19 protein-coding genes are annotated in these 19,567 nt (G+C 69.1%); 5 read left to right on the forward strand and 14 right to left on the reverse strand.

The features are described from left to right. Positions 1–11: 11 nt before the first annotated feature. The 3 genes from ACWFRB_RS07460 to glgC form a co-directional block, all read right to left on the reverse strand. Positions 12–2,840, reverse strand: coding sequence for an FtsW/RodA/SpoVE family cell cycle protein (locus tag ACWFRB_RS07460; protein ID WP_452639914.1), 2,829 nt, complete (start codon positions 2,838–2,840; stop codon positions 12–14). 12 nt (positions 2,841–2,852) lie between these two features. Beyond that, positions 2,853–4,094 carry a hypothetical protein gene (locus tag ACWFRB_RS07465; RefSeq protein ID WP_452639915.1) on the reverse strand — a complete coding sequence of 414 codons (1,242 nt, stop codon included), beginning with the start codon at positions 4,092–4,094 and terminating at the stop codon, positions 2,853–2,855. 233 nt (positions 4,095–4,327) lie between these two features. Continuing rightward, a complete protein-coding gene (glgC, locus tag ACWFRB_RS07470) occupies positions 4,328–5,542 on the reverse strand; it encodes a glucose-1-phosphate adenylyltransferase (protein WP_452639916.1) in 1,215 nt (404 codons plus the stop codon). A gap of 74 nt (positions 5,543–5,616) precedes the next feature. On the opposite strand from glgC, the gene glgA reads away from it, so the two are divergent. Continuing rightward, positions 5,617–6,822 carry a glycogen synthase gene (gene glgA / locus ACWFRB_RS07475; protein WP_452639917.1) on the forward strand — a complete coding sequence of 402 codons (1,206 nt, stop codon included), beginning with the start codon at positions 5,617–5,619 and terminating at the stop codon, positions 6,820–6,822. Here glgA and ACWFRB_RS07480 read toward each other — a convergent pair. The 8 genes from ACWFRB_RS07480 to ACWFRB_RS07515 all read right to left on the reverse strand — a co-directional run bounded on the left by ACWFRB_RS07480 (position 6,795) and on the right by ACWFRB_RS07515 (position 12,242). Continuing rightward, positions 6,795–7,640: a putative RNA methyltransferase gene (locus ACWFRB_RS07480; RefSeq protein ID WP_452639919.1), complete on the reverse strand. Its 846-nt coding sequence runs from the start codon at positions 7,638–7,640 to the stop codon at positions 6,795–6,797. The two genes, glgA and ACWFRB_RS07480, sit on opposite strands and share 28 nt — an antisense overlap. A gap of 116 nt (positions 7,641–7,756) precedes the next feature. Further along, positions 7,757–7,924, reverse strand: a complete 168-nt coding sequence (locus tag ACWFRB_RS07485) for a DUF3117 domain-containing protein (RefSeq protein WP_003931055.1) — start codon at positions 7,922–7,924, stop codon at positions 7,757–7,759. Positions 7,925–8,086: 162 nt separating this feature from the next. After that, positions 8,087–8,671, reverse strand: a complete 585-nt coding sequence (locus ACWFRB_RS07490; RefSeq protein ID WP_452639920.1) for a DNA-3-methyladenine glycosylase I — start codon at positions 8,669–8,671, stop codon at positions 8,087–8,089. Further along, a complete protein-coding gene (locus ACWFRB_RS07495; RefSeq protein ID WP_452639922.1) occupies positions 8,668–8,979 on the reverse strand; it encodes a DivIVA domain-containing protein in 312 nt (103 codons plus the stop codon). The genes ACWFRB_RS07490 and ACWFRB_RS07495 overlap by 4 nt, the downstream gene beginning before the upstream one ends. A gap of 54 nt (positions 8,980–9,033) precedes the next feature. Then, complete coding sequence (locus tag ACWFRB_RS07500) at positions 9,034–9,960, reverse strand: glucosyl-3-phosphoglycerate synthase (protein WP_077042451.1); 927 nt, start codon at positions 9,958–9,960, stop codon at positions 9,034–9,036. After that, positions 9,957–10,850, reverse strand: coding sequence for a dihydropteroate synthase (folP, locus tag ACWFRB_RS07505; RefSeq protein ID WP_452639923.1), 894 nt, complete (start codon positions 10,848–10,850; stop codon positions 9,957–9,959). The genes ACWFRB_RS07500 and folP overlap by 4 nt, the downstream gene beginning before the upstream one ends. A gap of 22 nt (positions 10,851–10,872) precedes the next feature. After that, positions 10,873–11,421 (reverse strand): LOG family protein, encoded by a 549-nt coding sequence (locus ACWFRB_RS07510; RefSeq protein ID WP_452639924.1) that lies wholly within the window; start codon positions 11,419–11,421, stop codon positions 10,873–10,875. Beyond that, a complete protein-coding gene (locus tag ACWFRB_RS07515) occupies positions 11,418–12,242 on the reverse strand; it encodes an LOG family protein (RefSeq protein ID WP_452639926.1) in 825 nt (274 codons plus the stop codon). The genes ACWFRB_RS07510 and ACWFRB_RS07515 overlap by 4 nt, the downstream gene beginning before the upstream one ends. 172 nt (positions 12,243–12,414) lie before the next feature. On the opposite strand from ACWFRB_RS07515, the gene ACWFRB_RS07520 reads away from it, so the two are divergent. Both ACWFRB_RS07520 and ACWFRB_RS07525 read left to right on the forward strand, forming a co-directional pair. Continuing rightward, a complete protein-coding gene (locus ACWFRB_RS07520) occupies positions 12,415–13,083 on the forward strand; it encodes an MspA family porin (RefSeq protein WP_452639927.1) in 669 nt (222 codons plus the stop codon). A 63-nt stretch (positions 13,084–13,146) separates the two neighbouring features. After that, complete coding sequence (locus ACWFRB_RS07525; protein WP_452639928.1) at positions 13,147–13,824, forward strand: MspA family porin; 678 nt, start codon at positions 13,147–13,149, stop codon at positions 13,822–13,824. A gap of 60 nt (positions 13,825–13,884) precedes the next feature. On the opposite strand, the gene dapE is transcribed toward ACWFRB_RS07525, so the two are convergent. The 3 genes from dapE to ACWFRB_RS07540 form a co-directional block, all read right to left on the reverse strand. Beyond that, complete coding sequence (gene dapE, locus ACWFRB_RS07530; RefSeq protein WP_452639929.1) at positions 13,885–14,979, reverse strand: succinyl-diaminopimelate desuccinylase; 1,095 nt, start codon at positions 14,977–14,979, stop codon at positions 13,885–13,887. An 84-nt stretch (positions 14,980–15,063) separates the two neighbouring features. Continuing rightward, positions 15,064–15,900 (reverse strand): hypothetical protein, encoded by an 837-nt coding sequence (locus ACWFRB_RS07535; RefSeq protein WP_452639930.1) that lies wholly within the window; start codon positions 15,898–15,900, stop codon positions 15,064–15,066. Between the two features lie 279 nt (positions 15,901–16,179). Next, complete coding sequence (locus tag ACWFRB_RS07540) at positions 16,180–17,100, reverse strand: SMP-30/gluconolactonase/LRE family protein (RefSeq protein WP_452639951.1); 921 nt, start codon at positions 17,098–17,100, stop codon at positions 16,180–16,182. Positions 17,101–17,205: 105 nt separating this feature from the next. On the opposite strand from ACWFRB_RS07540, the gene dapD reads away from it, so the two are divergent. Then, on the forward strand, positions 17,206–18,159 hold the full coding sequence (gene dapD / locus ACWFRB_RS07545) for a 2,3,4,5-tetrahydropyridine-2,6-dicarboxylate N-succinyltransferase (RefSeq protein ID WP_452639931.1): 954 nt from the start codon (positions 17,206–17,208) through the stop codon (positions 18,157–18,159). A gap of 2 nt (positions 18,160–18,161) precedes the next feature. Continuing rightward, the gene (locus ACWFRB_RS07550; RefSeq protein WP_452639933.1) at positions 18,162–19,565 is read left to right on the forward strand and encodes an amino acid permease; all 1,404 of its coding nucleotides are present in this window, start codon (positions 18,162–18,164) and stop codon (positions 19,563–19,565) included. The last annotated feature ends 2 nt before the right edge of the window (positions 19,566–19,567 follow it).

Raw genomic sequence — 19,567 nt, forward strand, 5'->3', positions numbered from 1 at the left:
TGGATCGGGGATCAGCGGTTCGGCACCGGGACCCGCGGCTGTGCGAGGTAACGCTCGAGGAGTTTCTTGGCGACGGGCCCGGACGTTGCCGACCCGAAACCACCACCGCGGACCAGCACCGAGACCACGATCTCGGGAGCGTCGAAGGGCACCACCGCGGAGAACCAGGCATTGAGGCCCTTCCCTGGCGCCGACGGATCCTCCGCCGTTCCTGTCTTGGCGCCAGCCGCGACCGGCAAGGTGGCCAGCTGCCCGGCGGTACCGGCTGCGGCCGATGCCCGCATCCCCGCTCGCACGGGGCCGAGTTGGTCCGCGAAGGACAGTCGACGAGGGTCCGCGGTGGGAATCGGCAGGGCGTCCGGCCCGTACGCCGCGGCGAGTTGGGGGGTCACCGTCGAGCCGGTGGCGATGCCCGACGTCCAGCGCGCCAACTGCACAGGGGTCGAACTGACGGTGCCCTGACCAATACCCATCAGCAGCGTCGATCCCGGATACCAGGTTCCTCCGATGCTGCCGACGTTCTCCGGTGTGCCGAGGAAGCCCGCGGCCTCACCCGGCAGGTCGATCCCCGATTCCTCGCCCACACCCAATTCTGTTGCGGTCGCCGCGATTCGCTCGGGGCCGAGAAGTTCGGCGAGCTGGTAGAAGTAGACGTTGTCCGACCACTGGATCGCCCCGATCAAGCTGTTCGGTCCCATCGGTTGCCAGTTCGCGAATGTGTGCCCTCCGTAGGTGTACGACGCACCGCCCGCGAGTTGGGCGTCCGGCGACAGCACGTTGTACTTCGCGTTCGCCGCCGCCACGACGATCTTGAAGGTCGAGCCAGGCGGTGCCGCGGACTGGTCGGCGTGGTTGAGCATCCGTCCCGGCCCTGGCCCCTCGGTTTGTGCCGCCAGCGCGACCGCGTCGACCGGGGGGCCGTAGACGTTGTTGTCGTACCCGGGCACGCTGGCCAGCGTCAGCACCGCCCCGGTGCGGGCGTCCATCACGATCGCCGCGCCCACGTCGCCCCCACTGCTGCGTACCGCGTCGGTCAGTGCATCGGTCGCGAGCTGCTGCATCCCCATGTCGAGGTGCAACCGCAGGTCGTGTCCCCGCACCGGGTCCACCCGATCGCCGGTGGCCACCAGACGCCCGGACGGATCGACGAACATGCACTGCTTGCCGTCGGTGCCGCGGAGCAGCGCGTCGTACTGCTTCTCGAGTCCCGCCTTGCCGACCCGTGATCCGAGGGCGAGGTGCGGCCAGCGTTCCATGTCCTGCTGGTCCGCGAGCCCGACGTACCCGAGGACGGATGCCAGCGACGCCCCGTGCGGGTAGTGCCTGCGCCCGGTCGGGTACACGAGCACCCATGGGAGCCCCGCGTCCACGATCCGCCGAGCCTGCTCGGCGGTGACCCGTCCGAGTACGACCTCCAACTCCTCGCCACCGCTCTCCAGTGTCGCCGCCAACTGTTCCGGCGTGACGCCGAGCAGCGCGGCCAGTTCGGCGCGCACCGGCCCGTCGTCACGGTCGAACATTCGGGCAACCACCGCAACGGCGTACTCGGGGACGTTGTACGCGAGCGGCTCGCCGTTGCGGTCGAGGATGTGACCCCGCTCGGCGGGGAGGCGGATGCACCGCTCCATCTGCACGTCGCTCATCGCGCGCAATTCCGTGCCCCGACCGCTCTGCAGCTGCCACGCGAACACCGACAGCACGAGGAGCATCGCCGTGACCGTGACGGCACCTGCCGACACTCCTCGGGGTAGGCGACGCCGTCGGGACTCGGTGGCCCACAGGGGACGCGTGACGCCGTCGCGGCGGACCGCGAGCACCAGCCCGATCGCGACGAATCCCACGATGGCGGCCGTGCCCCCGTAGCTGAACAGGGGGATCGGCATGCCGGTGTGCGGCAGGAGCGACAGGCTCTGCGCAATGGAGACCACGGCCTGCACGCCGAACAGCCCACCGATCCCGGCTGCGACGAGGGCAGCCTCCCGGGTCCGTGCCGTCCGGGCGGCCAGCGCGGCCCGCCACACGATGATCATCGTGGCGACCACGACTGCCAGCCCGGCGAACAGACCCCATCCGTACACGAGGCTCGCGAAGGCGAGGTCGTGCTCCGATTCGGGAAGGTACTCGGCTCTCAGGTCGTAGAACGGTTCACGCCCCAGACCGAACCACCCGCCGCTGCCGATCGCGATGTCCGCCTGCAACGCTGCCCAACCCGACCCCTGTGGGTCGGCTCCGCTCGAGAGGAACACGTGAATGCGCTCGAGCTGGTAGGGGCGGAGAAACAGCACGGCCAGTGGCAACGATGCGATCCCGAGCGCGAACAGCGGGAGCAGGGGCAGCAGCGGCACCCTGGCCAGGATCAGCATGAGTATCACGGTCGCGGCGAGCACCACCGCGGTCGACAGGTCGGGCTGCAGCGCGACGAGGCCGATCGGCACACTCGAGATCAACAGGACCGCCGCGAACCGGCCGAGGGTGTACCCACCCGCCAGTATCGCCGCGGGGACCAGGACAAGCGCCAGCTTGGCGAGCTCGGACGGTTGAACGGTGAACAGGCCGAAGTTCAGCCAGCGCTGGGCACCCTTGGTCGCGATCCCGATGAGTGGCACCGCCGCGAGCAGGACGACCGAAGCGGCGAACAAGGTCCAACCGAATCGTCGGAGGCTGCTGGTCCGCAGGTGCGATATCGCGTACATCGCACCGAGGCCGATGGCAGCGAAGAGTGCGTGCCGTACGGCATCGGTCGTCTTCCCTGTCGCGATCAGGTTGAGAAGGCCGAGAACGACGAGGCTGATCGCCGCCGCGACGAGCCAGGGATCGGATTCGCGCTTGTGTGCCTGCATGCGACCCCCACCTCAGCACTTTGCGTTCTCGGCGGGCACGAAAGCCGGCTCCGACGCGGCTGCCGCCGGGGCGCTGGTCAACGCGGCGACGGCAAGCGAGGGAGCGGGCGGCAGTACCACCCTGCTGATGCCGTACACCTGCTGCACACCCGGCGGCACGGGCATGGTGATGTCATTGCCAGGATGGACGGCTCCGGAGCATCGGTCGTACACGCTCGTATGCCAGGTCACCGCGCCGACATTCGCCGCGGGATCGACGTGGACGTCGACCCGCATGGTGCACGGTTGCCCGATCGCGCATTCCCCGTTGGCGAAGGTGGCGGTGACCAGGGTGATCGGCCCCGCGCGGCCGGGAAGCCCGGTATGGACCGGCCCTGCCTCGGCGGTTCCCTGCGCGGTCGGTGAGTTCGCCTGGTCGGCCTCGGGCGCGGGTGGCGGCGGCGAGACCGGACTGATGTGATTCTGCTCCGACGGATTCACCGGATGGAGAAGGGCATCCCAGCCACGGCGCAGCTCCGACCACGCACCGGGCGCCGCCCACACCACCCCGACGAACAGCAGTATCGAGATCAGTCCGAGTGCACCCCGGCGACGCGACAGCCGTCTCCGCTTGCGATGCCACGGATTCGCGACGGGTGGATACCAGCCCTTCGGGGCGAACGACGATCCGGCCGCCGGGGACGGCGGGCTCTGCGGGCTCGCGTGGTCCGGCACCACCCGATCGTCCGAGGGGGCCCGTCCCTTGGTCGCCGAGACGAGCTCCGCGAGCTGGCACCGCGTCCTTCCCGCCGTGGCCGGGTCGAGCTCCGGTGCGACCGCTCCGCGGACCCCGTCCGCCAGGGCGGCCAGATCTGTTGTTCGGGCGATCGACTCGTCCAGCCGGTCGGCGAGCGCGCGATCACGACAGTTCGTCGCGATACTTCGGAGCAGACTCGCCACCGCATCGTCCACGTCCTGCCAGGACGCCGTACTCCCGGTGCACTCGATCGCGAGCTGTCCCCGGTCGGACACCGTCACCCCGTGGTTGCGGAGGATCGGGTATCCGTCCCGACTCCGCACCAGCTCGAGCTGATCGATCACATCGGTGACGAGCAGCGCTGCCTGCGCCGGTGTCAACGTCGCAATCGCGAGCAGCCCGTTGAGAGCGACACGACCGTCGCGTGCGTCGTCGTCGATTGGCTTCGCAGGCTCGGGTCGGGGTTGCGCCGCCGGCTCGCTTCTGCTCGCGGAGAGCCCTAACACTGCTTCGATCATCGCGCATCCCGAAAATTCTGGGCCCCCGCGCGGGCGTGCGACTAACCGGTACGGGTGGCCGGCGGATCTTGGGTTAGGGCTTACTCGCTGTCGAAATCCATTCTGTCTCTGAGCATTCCATTACACCAGGGAAACGAGGATCAAAGATTGCGGACGAAGATCTCGTTACTCATCCGAGACGCCGTGGCGAACCGGCATATCGAACCGTTACCCGACCGGCCGCGGACCGATGCCTAGATCCAGACGCCCTTGCCGATCGCGACCACGCCGCCAGGGCTGACCGCGAACCGCTGCCGGTCGCGCTCGAGGTCGACGCCGATGATCTCGCCCTCGCCGACCACCACGTTCTTGTCCAGGATCGCGTGCCGCACCACCGCGCCCTTGCCGACGCGCACGCCCGGCATCAGCACGCTGCCCTCGACCGTCGCGCCGTCGTCGACCATAACGTTGGAGCTGAGCACCGAGTTGCGCACGGTCGCGGCGGACAGGATGCAGCCGGCACCCACCACCGATTCCTGGGCGAGCCCGCCCTGCACGAACTTGGCGGGCGCCAGGTTCTCCGCCGCTCCGCGGATCGGCCAGCGACGGTTGTAGAGGTTGAACACCGGGTGCACGGACACCAGGTCCATGTGCGCCTCGTAGAACGCGTCGAGGGTGCCGACGTCTCGCCAGTACCCGCGGTCCCGGTCGGTGGCGCCGGGCACCACGTTGTCCTTGAAGTCGTAGACGTTGGCCATCCCGGCGGCGACAAGGGCCGGGATGATGTCGCCGCCCATGTCGTGGTCTGAATCCGAGTTCTCCGAGTCGGCGCGGATTGCGTCCACCAGCACCTTCGTGGTGAACACGTAGTTTCCCATCGACGCGAACGTCACGTTCGGGTCGTCCGGGGTGCCGGGCGGATGCGCCGGCTTCTCCAGGAACTGGGTGATCCGGCCCGACTCGTCGCTGTCGATGCAGCCGAACGCGAACGCCTCGCTGCGCGGCACCCGGATCCCGGCCACGGTGACACCGGCGCCCGAGTCGATGTGGTGCTGGACCATCTGTTCGGGATCCATCCGGTACACGTGGTCGGCGCCGAACACCACGATGTACTCGGGGTCCTCGTCGTAGACCAGGTTGAGCGACTGGAAGATCGCGTCCGCGCTGCCGGTGTACCAGCGCGGCCCGAGCCGCTGCTGCGCCGGGACCGGGGTGATGTACTCCCCCGCGAAACCTGACAGCCGCCACGTCTGCGAGATGTGGCGGTCGAGGGAATGCGACTTGTACTGGGTCAGCACACAGATCCGGAGATAGCCGGCGTTGACCAGGTTGCTCAGCACGAAGTCGATCAGGCGGTAGGCCCCGCCGAACGGCACCGCCGGCTTGGCCCGGTCCGCGGTCAAGGGGTACAGACGTTTCCCTTCGCCTCCGGCGAGCACGATTCCGAGCACATGCGGCTGGCTCCTCACCCTGCCAACCTATCGGCCGGGCCCTACCCCCGCCAGCGGTAGCCCCAAGTCGGCTCGGCGGCTACGTTTATCGCGTGCGGGTTGCGATGATGACCAGGGAGTACCCCCCGGAGATCTACGGTGGCGCGGGGGTCCACGTCACCGAGCTCGTGGCCCAGCTCACGCGGCTGTGCGATGTCGAGGTGCACTGCATGGGCGAGCCCCGCGAGGGCGCGATCGTGCACCGGCCCGATCCCGCTCTGGCAGGCGCCAATCCCGCGTTGACCATGTTGTCGGCGCAGCTGCGGATGGCGCAGGCGGCGGGCGCGGCCGACGTGGTGCACTCGCACACCTGGTACACCGGCCTGGCGGGCCATCTCGCAGGCGAGCTGTACGGGGTGCCCCACATCATGACCGCGCACTCGCTCGAGCCCCGGCGCCCGTGGAAGGCCGAGCAGCTCGGCGGCGGCTACCGCATCTCCTCCTGGTCCGAGCGCAACGCGGTCGAGTACGCCGACGCCGTCATCGCTGTCAGCGCCGGCATGCGGCTCGACCTGCTGGACGCCTACCCCTTCGTGAATCCGGATCGAGTGCACGTGGTGCGCAACGGGATTGACACCGATGTCTGGTACCCGGACTTCGGCGGCGAGCGCCCGACCTCGGTCTTGCACGATCTGGGCGTCGATCCGGACGCTCCCATCGCGGCGTTCGTCGGCCGGATCACCCGGCAGAAGGGCGTCGGCCACCTGATCGCGGCGGCCCACGACTTCGACCCGGACGTGCAGCTCGTGCTGTGCGCAGGCGCGCCCGACACCGCGGAGATCGCCGAGGAGACCGAGCGGGCGGTCGCGAAGCTGTCCGAGGCGCGACGCAACGTTTTCTGGGTGAGAGAGATGCTGCCCACCGCACAGGTCCGGGAAATCCTGTCCGCGGCAACGGTGTTCGTGTGCCCCTCGGTGTACGAGCCGCTCGGCATCGTGAACCTGGAGGCGATGGCCACCGAGACCGCGGTGGTGGCCTCGGACGTCGGCGGCATTCCCGAGGTGGTCGAGGACGGCGTCACCGGGACGCTGGTGCACTACAACTCCTACGAGCCGGAGGCGTTCGAGCACGCACTGGCCACGGCGGTCAACACGGTCACCTCCGACCGCGCGGGCGCGGCCGCGATGGGCCGGGCAGGCCGCGCGCGGGCGATCGCTGAGTTCTCCTGGGAGGAGATCGCCAAACAGACCCTCGCGGTCTACCGGTCCGCGGCCGAGGGCTACACCGGGCGTCAGCCCGCAGCAGGAACCGGGCGGTAGCTGCTGATCGTCACCGAGGCCGTGACCGTCGAGGTCTCGGGCAACCCGGCGATACGCTGCGCCCTCGCCTCCTCGCCGAGGTGACGCGCCGACGGGCCCATCGCGATCAGGCTGTCGACATCGGTGCGCGAGAGTGTCATCGGGTACTCGACGGCGACCCGATCCGACCGCTCGAAGTACCCGGACATGCTGGCGCCGAGGCGCACCATCTTGTTCTCGTCCACCCGAACCAGGCCGAGCAGGTCCACGAGTTCACGCAGGTGCCGATCCGTCGGGGTGAGCACGATCAGCGTTCCGTCCGGCCGCAGCACCCGGCGCAACTCCGCGGCGTTGCGCGGGGCGAAGATCGACAGCACATGGCTGAGGGCGTGCGCGCGGACCGGCAGCTGGGTCCAGATGTCGGCGACAACCGAACCAGCCCTTGGATGGCTGCGGGCGAGCCACCGCGCGGCGGCCTTGGAGACGTCGACGCCGACGCCCTGCGCGGCGGGCATCGCATCGAGGACGGCGGCGAGGTAGTGCCCGGTGCCCGCGCCGACCTCGAGCACCGCCGGATCCGCAGGCACATCGGTTGCGCACGCGCGCGCCACCGCGTCCATCAGCGGGTCGAAATGGTGGCCGTCGAGGAATCGAGCACGGGCCGCGATCATCTCGGCGCTGTCGCCGGTGAACCTAGCGGCCCCGGACAGCAGGCTGACGTAGCCCTGCCTGGCGATGTCGAAGCTGTGCCCCTGTTCGCACAGCAGGGTGCGGTCGGCGACGTCCAGTCCGCCGCCGCAGTGTGGGCAGGCGAGCAGCCCGACGACTTCGGCCAGCATCGGTCCGCCTCTCTGTCGATTGCACCGCAAAGACCCCGCGAGCCGAGGTGGCAAGCGGGGCCGTATGCCTGAGGGTTCGCGTCCGACAAGGGCGCCGCACCGAACCTTGCGAGGAGTTAGCTGGTGACGCCCTTCAGCTCGTCTCCGAGCGCGGCGGCTTCTTCCGGGGTCAGCTCGACGACGAGCCGACCTCCACCCTCGAGCGGAACCCGCATGACGATTCCTCGCCCTTCCTTGGTGGCTTCGAGGGGACCGTCACCGGTCCGGGGCTTCATGGCCGCCATTACCTGCTCCCTCCAGATCTGCGCTGACAAGCTCTGCGCCTAGGCTTACCGTCGGTACCCCGACAGCTGTTGTCGGGGATCACATGTGCCATTCTTCCCTATTGCAAGGAATGCCGGGAACCTGAGTCTCGTTTCCGATCGAATGTGGACCGGAAACCGGGCTCAGCGGGGCACCTCGACCCAGCAATCGAGCAGGTGATCGTCGACCATCCCGGTCGCCTGCATCAGGGCATATGCCGTGGTGGGACCCACAAACTTGAACCCCCGGCGCTTGAGTTCCTTGGCCATGGCCGTCGATTCCACGGTCACCGCGGGCACCTCGTCGACCGTCCGTAACCGGCTCGGGCGTGGCTCGGGGGCAAACGACCAGAGCAGCGAGTCGAGATCGGTGTCCGGCATCTCCAGCACGGCCCTCGCGTTCGCGACGCAGGCCTCGATCTTCGCCCGATTGCGGACGATTCCCGGATCGGCGAGCAGACGCTCGACGTCGTCGGCTCCGAACGCGGCCACAGACTCGACGCCGAACCCCGCGAACGCGGAGCGGAAGGCCTCCCGCTTGCGGAGCACGGTGATCCAGGACAGTCCCGACTGGAAGGCCTCCAGGCACAGCCGCTCGAAGAGCTCGTCCCGACCTCGCAGGGGCACGCCCCATTCCTCGTCGTGGTAGTCGCGGTAGATCCGCGATCCCGACCCGTCGACCGCCCACGGGCACCGGGTCCGGCTGTCGTAGGACACGTCCCCGCTCATGGCTTCTCCGACCCGGATACCGGCGTCTCGCGCAGGCTCGCCAATTCGCCCCGCAGCGAATCGATCTCGCGGCCCAGCCGATCCAGTGCCCAGTCCACCTCGGCGGCCTTGTACCCGCGCGCTGTCTGCTGGAACCGCAGCGCGCGGACGTCGGCGCCGGTGACGCCCTCGGCCGGGAGCATGGTGGCGGTGGTCTCCGGCGGCAGCGGGGCCATCTCCTCACCGCGCCCGAACACCGCCGAGGCGGCCAGGAACAACAGCCCACCGACCAGCGCCATGATCAGCAGATAGAGCAGCACCGTGAACATGATCCGATCCTGTCACGGCGGTCCGACATGCGCCGCAACCCGGTGACCCCTGCCCTACGGCCTGAGCGTGTTCATCGGCGGCCGGTCCGCTAGCGACACCTCGGTGGTCACCGGCACGAACGAGTCGCCCTCGGCCAGGAACTGCGTCAGGCCCGCTCCGGAATCCTCGATACCGCACCGGCGGAGCATGGTGCCGATGATCTGCCTGCTCATCACGCCGAGCTCGACCAGCGGCCGGTTGCGGTGCTTGCGCACCCCCAGGTTCACCTGGCCGATGGCGCTGAGCCCGAGCCGGTCGTAGGTGTCGAGCAGCAGCCCGATCTCCACCCCGTACCCGGGCGCGAACGGGACCGCGGACAGCAGCTCCCTTGTCCCCGCGTACTCGCCGCCGAGGGGTTGCAGCACCGAGGTCAGCTCGGGTCGCATCGCCGCCAGCAGCGGCCGCGCGACCAACTCGGTGACCCGGCCGCCGCCGTTCGCGTCCTCGGTCCCGCTGACCCGCAGCGGCCGCCGGTAGTACCCCTTCACGAGGTGGATGCCGTCGACCGTCAGCAGCGGCCCCAGCAACTTCGGCACGAACTCCGGGTCGGGGTTGATCAGGTCGGAATCGACGAAGGCGATCAGGTCGCCGGTGCTCGCCGCGATCGAGCGCCACAGCACCTCGCCCTTGCCGGGGACCGGCGCGAGGCCGGGCACCGCCTGCTCGCGACTGACCACGGTTGCCCCCGCGGCAGCTGCCCGTTCGGCGGTCTCGTCGGTGGAGCCGGAGTCGAGCACGATCAGCTCGTCCACCAGGCTGCCGAGCAGCGGATGGATGGTGTCCACCACCGCGGAGACCGTCTTCTCCTCGTTCAGTGCGGGCAGCACGACGGACACCGTCCGGCCTGCCTTCGCCGCGATCAGGTCGGCGATGCTCCACGCGGGGTGGTCCCAGCTGTTCGCCTCCGACCAGACACGCTCACCGCTCGTGCTCGTCCTCATGCCAGCCCCCTGACCGTGCGGGCCGGCGCCCTGGTGCCGACGATCGCGGCGACCATGTCGACCACCCGTCTGGTGGACGCGACCTCGTGGACCCTGAAGACTCGGGCACCTTCTGCGGCTGCCAATGCTGTCGCTGCCAACGTACCCTCCAACCGCTCGGCGAGTTCTACACCTAGAGTCTCCCCGATAAAATCCTTGTTGCTCAGTGCCATCAGGACAGGCCACCCGGTGTTTACAAGAACGTCCACGCGCCGCAACAACTCGAGCCCGTGGAAGGTGTTTTTGCCGAAATCGTGGGTCGGATCGATGAGAATCCCGTCGGCGGGGACGCCGAGATCGCGCGCCCGCTGCGCCGCCGTCACCACCTCGTCGACCACATCCGCGACCACGTCCGTGTAGCGGACTCGGTGCGGCCGGGTCCGCGGCACGGCGCCGCCGGTGTGCGAGCAGACGTATCCGGCGCCGAGTTCGGCCGCGACCTCCACCAGCGTCGGATCGGCACCGGACCAGGTGTCGTTGATCAGGTCGGCGCCCGCACCACAGGCCAGCCGGGCGACGGGACCGCGCCAGGTGTCCACGGAGATCAGCAGGTCCGGGTACCGGCCGCGGATCGCCTCCACGAACGGCACCACCCGGCGGATCTCCTCGGCGGTGTCCACCTCATCCCCTGGGCCCGCCTTGACGCCGCCGATGTCGACCAGGTCCGCACCCTCGTCGACCGCCCGGTGGACGGCCGCCATGGCCGCCTCATCGGTGAAGGTGGCGCCCTTGTCGTAGAACGAATCCGGCGTGCGGTTGACGATCGCCATCACCAGGGCCCGATCGGTCGCCACCGGCTTGCCGCACAGGGTCGGCGAGGCCGCGAGGTGGGGTTCGGTCATGGGCTTCATAGTGGCATGCAGGCACCGACGATCACGGGGTGGTGCAGGCGTCGAGCGCCTCGCCGACCCCGGACGTCACGAGCAGCCCGTCGAGGGCCCGCTGCTGCACGAAGCCGCCGTCACGCAATCCGTCCAGCCAGCTCAGCAGCCCCGAGTAGTGGCCGACGGGGTCGAGCAGGACCACCGGCTTGGCATGCATGCCCAGGTAGCCCGCCGTCCAGGTCTCGAACAGCTCCTCGAGCGTGCCGATCCCACCGGGCAGGGTGATGAAGGCATCGGCCCGGTCCTCCATGACCTGTTTCCGCTGACGCATCGTGTCGGTGACGATCAGTTCGTCCGCATCGGTATCGGCGACCTCCCTGTGCACCAACGCCTTCGGGATGACGCCGATGGTCCATCCGCCTGCGTCGCGGGTGGCCCTTGCCACCGCGCCCATCATCGAGACGTTGCCGCCGCCGGAGACCAACCGCAGCCCGCGTCGGCCGATCTCGGTACCCAGCTCCGCCGCGAGCGCCAGGTACGAATCGTCGACGGGCCCGGAGGCGCAGTACACGCAGATGGTGCGGATCGGGAAGATCACCACTCCTCCTCAGTGCCCATCAGCTCGGCGGCGTCGACGCCGTGCTGCGACTCGACGACGATGCGCACGGCCTCCTCGACGCTGTCGGTCACGTGCAGCAGTTCGACGTCGCTCTCGGAGATCTTGCCGCTCTCCACCAGCGTCGTCTTGATCCACTCGAGCAGGCCGGACCAGTACTGGGTGCCGAACAGCACGATGGGAAACCGGGTGACCTTGCGGGTCTGCACCAGGGTGAGCGCCTCGAACAGTTCGTCGAGGGTGCCGAACCCGCCCGGCAGACAGATGAAGGCCTGCGAATACTTGACGAACATGGTCTTGCGGGCGAAGAAGTAGCGGAAGTTGATGCCGAGGTCGACCCACTCGTTCAGGCCCTGCTCGAACGGCAGCTCGATGCCGAGCCCGATCGAGTAGCCGCCCGACTCGCTGGCGCCGCGGTTCGCGGCCTCCATCACGCCGGGACCGCCCCCGGTGATGACGGCGTACCCGGCCTCGGCCAGCGCGGCGCCGAGCTCACGGCCCGCGGCGTACTCGGGGTGATCGGACCCGGTTCGCGCGGAGCCGAACACCGTCACCGCACGCGGCACCTCCGCGAGGGCTCCGAAGCCCTCGACGAACTCGCTCTGGATCCGCAGCACCCGCCACGGGTCGGTGTGCACCCAGTCGGTCGGCCCCCGCTGATCGAGCAGTCGCTGATCGGTGGTGCTCGTGCCCGCCTTGCGATCGCGGCGCAGCAGGATCGGTCCGCGGTGCTTGACCGAGGCACTGCCCCGCTTCGAGGTGTTCTGCTTCGCGGCCCGGCCGGGCGTCTTGTCGGGTGCCATGCGAGCAAGGCTATCCCGACGCGGGTGACTCAACTCACCGGGCAAATCCCGGAAGAAGCGATTGCGCATTAGCTTAGCCTTCACTAACTTCTTGTCCGCGGTGGCAACGACATGCCCCGCCCGCCTCGGTTGTCCGAGTTGCCCGGTCGAGATTCCTTGTGAGGGGATTGCATTGAGTGTGAAGAGCGTGTCCAGGGTGCGGGGCACCCGCATCGCAGGCGTCGGCGCCGCTGCGGCGGTGGCGATCGGCCTGATGTCGACCGGTGCGGCGCACGCCGACACCTTCGTGCCGCTGCCGGACGGACAGAAGGCCGGGCCGGGAGCGGTTGTCGGGCGTACCGGCGAGAGTGTCCTGATCTCCCCGTCGCTGGCCGCCAACGGCGCAGGTCGCACCGCGTGGGTCTCGGGCACGGTCACCGCGGACGTCACGGGCATCGCGAAGGAAACCGAGGCAGGCCCCTGGAACGGGGCGACCAACGACAAGGGCACCAACAACTCGTCCACGCACGGGGTCTCGCGGATCAGCACCGGCTACATCGTGGGCTGCCAGGTCGACATCACCGGCCTCGGCGGCTCCATCGGCGCCTCGATGGACCTGACCGGCCCGTCCATCTCGGGGTCGCTCACCATTCCGGTCTCCGCCGGCCAGGTCAAGTTCGTCGGCGTCTCCGGCAAGGACATCAAGAAGAACGGCAAGTACTCCCTGCAGTACCAGGACACCCAGCTCGAGGTCCAGAACTGCGGCGGTTACGCCCAGGCCCGCTCCTACACCGTGGTCGAGATCGTCGGCGACAACTACTCCAAGACCACCCTGTACGGCCAGCCCTTCAGCATCGGCTAGCAGCGGCGCCGCCCGTCCACAGTCCACACCCAACTCGACTTCTGAACCCTCAAAGGGGAATTCATGAACACCAGTAAGACCGGCCTGCGTCGCGGGTTGCAGATCTCTGCCGTCGGCGCGGCCACGGCCGTCGCGCTCGGCTTCCTCTCCGCGGGTGCGGCGAACGCCGACACCTTCGTGCCGCTGCCGGACGGGTCGATCACCGAGACCTTGGCCGACGGCACCGTCGTCAAGATCACCCGCACCGGCGAATCCGCCAACATCTCCCCGTCGATGGGCGCGACCCCGCTGCACCGCAACGTGTGGGTGTCCGGCCGGATCGGCGCCGAGGTCACCGGGCCGAATGCCGAGGGCGGCAGCATCACCGCGGGCTACGTGGTGGCCTGCCAGCTGACCCTCGGCGGCAACGGCGGCGCCGACACCGGGATGTCCACCAATTGGAAGGGCGAGAGCGTCAGCCAGACCGCCAAGAACGCAGGCACCGTCAGCATCGGACCCGGCCAGGCCAAGGACATCCGGCTCCTCGACCTGGAGGACAAGGACGGCTACGGCAACGAATCCCACTCCGGCTCAAACTCGTTCACGGGCAGGTCCGGCTCGGTCACCTACGCCGACTCCACCATCGGGGTCGAGGGCTGCGCGGGCTACGCCCAGGCCCGCTCCTACGCCACTGTCTGGGTGAGCACGGACACCATCACCAGCAGCACCACGCTGTGGGGACAGCCGTTCAGCATCGGCTAGCCACTTCTCGACGACTCTGGCCCCAGCGCGACCGCCGCGCTGGGGCCGGACCCGTTCCGGTCAGGCGCTGAGGTAGCCGCGCAGCACCCGGGTGACCTCGGTGATCTGAGAGGTCGGCACGTGCTCGTCGCGCTTGTGCGCGAGGTTCGGGTCGCCGGGCCCGTAGTTGACGGCCGGGATGCCGAGCGCCGAGAACCGGGCGACGTCGGTCCAGCCGTACTTCGCGCGGAACTGGCCGCCCGCCGCACCGATCAGCGCGGCGGCCGCCGGGGCACCGAGGCCCGGCAAAGCACCCGCCGAGCTGTCCGTCACCTCGAAGCCGAGGCCGAGACCGTCGACCACTTCCCGGACGTGTGCGATCGCCTGGTCCACGCTGCGGTCGGGCGCGAACCGGAAGTTCACGTCCAGCTCGGCGGCGTCGGGCACCACGTTCCCGGCCACTCCCCCGGCGATGCGCACCGCGGACAGGCCCTCGCGGTAGACACAGCCGTCGATGTCCACAGACCGCGCCTGGTAGTCGGCGAGCCGGGCAAGCAGCGGCCCGAACTTGTGGATCGCGTTGTCCCCCAGCCAGGATCGCGCCGAGTGCGCGCGCGTGCCGGAGGTCGTCAGCCGCACCCGCAGGGTGCCCTGGCAGCCGGCCTCGATGAACCCGCCCGATGGTTCGCCGAGCACCGCGACGTCCGCCTGCAGCCACTGCGGCAGCTCGCGCTCGATACGGCCGAGCCCGTTGTGCACGGCCGCGATCTCCTCGCAGTCGTAGAACACCAACGTCAGGTCGTGCGCGAGTTCCTCGATCGTCGCGGCCAGGTGCAGGAACACCGCGTCGCCGGACTTCATGTCGACGGTGCCGCAGCCGTGCAGCAGCTCGCCCTGCTCGGGGTCGACGGAGCGCGTACTGGGCACGTTGTCGGCGATCGGCACCGTGTCCAGGTGGCCGGCCAGCATCACCCGGCTCGGCAGTCCCAGGTCGGTGCGGGCGAGCACCGCGTTGCCGTTGCGGATCACCTCGAAGCCGATGGTCTGCTCGCGCAGCGCCGCCTCCACGGCATCCGCGATCAGCGCCTCGTCGTGGGAGACGCTCGGGATGTCGACCAGGGCGGCGGTCAGCTCGATCGGGTCGGCGTGCAGGTCAAGGCGCGGCGTCGGGGTCACCAGATCAGATTAGGCGGCTCCGCCGCCCGTGAGTCCTTTTGGCCCGCAGTGGGACCGTTTGTGCTCACGGGCGGCGAGCGTTCTCTAGTTGTTGGTGATCTGGAAGCCGCTGCCCGTGATGCCGCGCGGGTTCAGGTCGTCGAGGATCTTCTTGGCTGAGGTGTAGACGTGCTGGTAGAAAATATTTCCCAACGGCCAGAGCCAGGAGGCGATACCCGCCCACTTGTTGCTCTGACCCTGGACGAATGCGGGGCCACCGGAGTCACCGCCCTTGACGCCGGCTTGGGTATAGAGCAGTCCGCCGCCGTTGTATCCGATGCCGCCGCACTGAACGGTCTTGGCATCGCCGGCCTGGGCGTAGAACTGGGTGGTGGTGGAACCGGCATTGCAGAGGGCCTGACCGATCGCCGGCACCGTCGGGTTCCCCGCGGCGTCTGAGTAGATCGCGTTCATCTTGAACCAGGGCTCGGACGGAACTTCGATCGGACCGGCAACCGTACTGTTCGGATCGAAAGGGGTCCCGTTCGCGTCGGGCCCGTACTTGGGAGTCGTCATCACCTGGCTGGAGAGGGTGACATTGCCGGCGAACTCGATGACCATGTAGTCCATCTTCGAAATGAGGGGATCGAGGCATCCCGAGATTCCAGTGGGGCACTCGCTCTGATCGGCCGATACCCAACGGATCCAGCCGATGGGTCCGGCGGCCATGTCACGCCAATCCCAGACCTTGTGCGTGTTGTCAGTGGTGTGGACCCGAGGAAGCGGCCCCTTGACAGTCCGAAAACTCTCCCACGGGTTGCAGTGACCGGCGGTGATGCCGACCTTCCTGTTCTGAGAGTCGGTGCCAACTGCACCGAGGGTGCAGATGTCGGGATGTGCCGGGTTGTCGTCGAATGCGATTCTCATGCCTGCCGCAACCACCTTGCCAGACTGGGCGACAGCGACGGTCGAGGCGGTCGAGGAAGGAACTTGCACGGGTTCCGCCTGGGCGGTGCCTGCGCCCAGGCTCGCAGTCAGTGCGGCGGCGGTGAGCAGACCGGTGAGATACCGGATCGAGCGTTGCATGTAGACCTCCTGATGGTTCAAGCGGACATGACGCCGCGAACGCTAAACCATCCGGTCGGTTTGTATGGCGGCTTCGCCGCCCGTGCGCGCTCAGCGGGTCCAGGGACTCGTCAACCGCGCACGGGCGCGGAGCGCCTAGATTTCGTAGATGTCGCCGTCGAAGCCAGCCCGGAACAGCCGTCCGGCGGAGAACCCGGCGCCGCCGTTACCGAAGGTCAGCACGCTCGACCCCGGCAATCCGCCTGCGAGCGCGCAGTACCGGTTCGGCCCGTCGACCCGCAGGATCTCCCCGCTGATGTCGGTCGGCACGATCGGACGGCCCGCCGCGTCCAGCACCAGCCCGTCCGGCGCGACGAAGGTGTCGGCGCCGCCGAAGTCCACGATCGACTCGGGTGCGGCCGGGTTCGCCAGCGGGATCCGGCTCACGCCCGGGTTCGCGAAGGTCCGCGAGACGTAGAGGTAGCGGTCGTCGCCGCTGAGCGCGGCGCCGTTGGCGCTGGGCAGCACCGCCCAGTCCGGCTGCACGACACCATTCGGCAGCACCCGCCCGACCAGCGACGCGAGGTCGTTGGTGGCGTACACGGTGCCGTCGCGGGTCACCGCTAGGCCGTTCGCCGCGGAGAGCCCGGCCGCGAACGGGTGTACCGCGCCGGTCCCGACGTCGATCTTGACGATGCCCGCCGGCCGCGCGATGTCGCCGACGAACACCCGGGCGTCGCCATAGCCGACCAGCAGTCCGCCGTCCGGCGCGAACGCCAGGCCGCCACCCATCGGGCCGGGCACTGTCGCGAACGGCACTGCCGGCGCACCGGGCCTATCGATCCGCAACACCCGGTTGCTGCGCAGGTCGGTGAGGTAGAGCCGGCCCGCGCCGTCGACCGCCGCACCCTCGATGGCGGCGCCCGGCACCCTGCCGACCAGCACGGGCGCCCGCCCCGCGCCGGGGCAGAGCGGCGCGGCGCCCGCCTGCGGAATCGACAGCAGCGAGAGTGCCGCGGCCACCGCGGCCCCGGCCGCGGCGATCCTGACCGAGCGGGCGAATCCGATTCCACGCATGCGTCCCCACATCCATCCGTCCGGCACAACGGTCATTGAGCACAGCCTTCCACGGGATGCGCTCGAATGACGGTTCAATCAGTCGTGCCGGTACCCTGACTGCCCGTGAGCACTCAGGGAGCATCGGCAGTCGGTATCGCAAACGTGACCACGGGCGGGGTCATCCTCGACACCTGGTACCCGGAGCCCACGCTGGGCGAACACGCGCAGGCGGGCACCGTCGTGCTCGAGGGCGCCGACATCCCGGCCGAGCTGACGGCGCTGGTCGGCGAGGACGAGGCCCGCGGCGTCAAGCAGGTCGCGGTGCGCACCACGATCGCCGATCTGGCCGCCGCCCCGGTCGACGCGCACGACGCCTACCTGCGCCTGCACCTGATCTCGCACCGCCTCGTCCAGCCGCACGGCGCCAACCTCGACGGCGTCTTCGGCCTGCTCGCCAACGTGGTGTGGACCAACTTCGGGCCCTGCGCGGTCGACGGCTTCGAGGTGGTCCGCGCCAAGCTGCGCGCCCGCGGCCAGGTCACCGTGTTCAGCATCGACAAGTTCCCGCGCCTGGTCGACTACGTGGTCCCCTCCGGCGTCCGGATCGCCGACGCGGACCGGGTCCGCCTCGGCGCGCACCTGGCCAGCGGCACCACGGTCATGCACGAGGGCTTCGTGAACTTCAACGCAGGCACCCTCGGCAACTCGATGGTCGAGGGCCGCATCTCCGCGGGCGTCGTCGTCGACGACGGTTCCGATGTCGGCGGCGGCGCCTCGATCATGGGCACCCTCTCCGGCGGCGGCAAGGAGGTCATCTCGGTGGGCAAGCGCTGCCTGCTCGGCGCGAACTCCGGCCTCGGCATCTCCCTCGGCGACGACTGCGTGGTCGAGGCGGGCCTGTACATCACCTCCGGCACCAAGGTCACCGGCCCCGACGGCACGGTGATCAAGGCCAAGGAGCTCAACGGCCAGTCCAACATCCTGTTCCGCCGTAACTCGGTGTCCGGCGCCGTCGAGGTGGCGCCGTGGAAGGGCACCGGCGTCGAGCTCAACGCCGCGTTGCACAAGAACGACTGACGATGTCGACGAGCGACCCGGCAAAGGACACCGCCACGGCCCAGGCCGAGGAGGGCGACCCCTCGCACCTCGGCCACGGCCTCAAGGTCCGCCATCTCACGATGATGGGCCTCGGTTCCGCGATCGGCGCCGGGTTGTTCCTCGGTACCGGTGTCGGGATCGCGAAGGCAGGCCCGGCCGTGCTGATCTCGTACATCATCGCCGGCATCATCGTGGTCTTCGTGATGCGGATGCTCGGCGAGATGGGCGCTGCGATCCCGGCCAGCGGCTCGTTCAGCCACTACGCGCGCATCGGCATCGGCGAGTGGGCCGGCTTCACGATGGGCTGGCTGTACTGGTTCATGCTGATCATGGTGCTCGGCGCCGAGATCACCGGCGCCTCGGCGATCGTGCACGGATGGCTGCCCGGGGTGCCGCAGTGGGTGGTCGCGCTGGTCTTCGTCACCTTCTTCGCGGTGGTGAACCTGGCCAAGGTGAGCAACTTCGGGGAGTTCGAGTTCTGGTTCGCGGCCATCAAGGTCGCGGTCATCATCGCCTTCCTGGTGATCGGCGTGCTGCTGGTCTTCGGGCTGCTGCCCGACACCGACCCGGTCGGGTTCACGAACCTGTTCGGCCAGGGCGGCTTCATGCCGAACGGCTTCGCCGGCATCGCCGCGGGCCTGCTCGTGGTCGCGTTCGCGTTCGGCGGCATCGAGATCGTGACGATCGCCGCGGCCGAGTCGAAGGACCCCGAGCACTCGATCGCCACCGCCGTGCGCAGCGTGGTGTGGCGCATCAGCGTGTTCTACATCGGCTCGATCGCGATCATGGTGCTGGTGCTGCCATGGAATTCTCCGCAGCTGCAGAGCGGCCCCTTCGTGGCCGTCCTGAACCAGGCGCACATCTCCTACGTGGCCGGGTTCATGGAACTGGTGGTCGTGGTGGCGCTGCTGTCGGCCTTCAACGCCAACGTCTACGGCACGTCCCGGATGGCCTATTCGCTCGCCCGTCGCGGCGACGGTCCTGCGTTGCTGGGCGGCCTGTCGAAGACCGGGGTGCCGACCAACGCGGTGCTGCTCTCGGTGTTCTTCGGCTTCGTCAGCGTGCTGCTGAACTGGCTGCTGCCGGACTCGCTGCTGTCGATCCTGCTCAACGCCGTCGGCGCCGCGCTGCTGGTGATCTGGATCTTCATCGTGGTCTCGCAGCTGCGGCTGCGGCCGCGGCTGGAAGCCGAGGGCAAGCTCAGCCTCCGGATGTGGGGCTTCCCCTACCTGAGCTGGTTCACCCTGGCCGCGCTCGGCGGCCTGATCCTACTGATGCTGACCGACGCCGACGCCCGCAAACAGCTGATCTCGACGGCCGTGCTGTTCGCGGTGATCGCCGGTCTGTCGGTGCTCAACGCGCGCCGGAGGCGTGCGGCCGCCTGAGC

The organism is Rhodococcus sp. NPDC055112 (assembly GCF_053607505.1).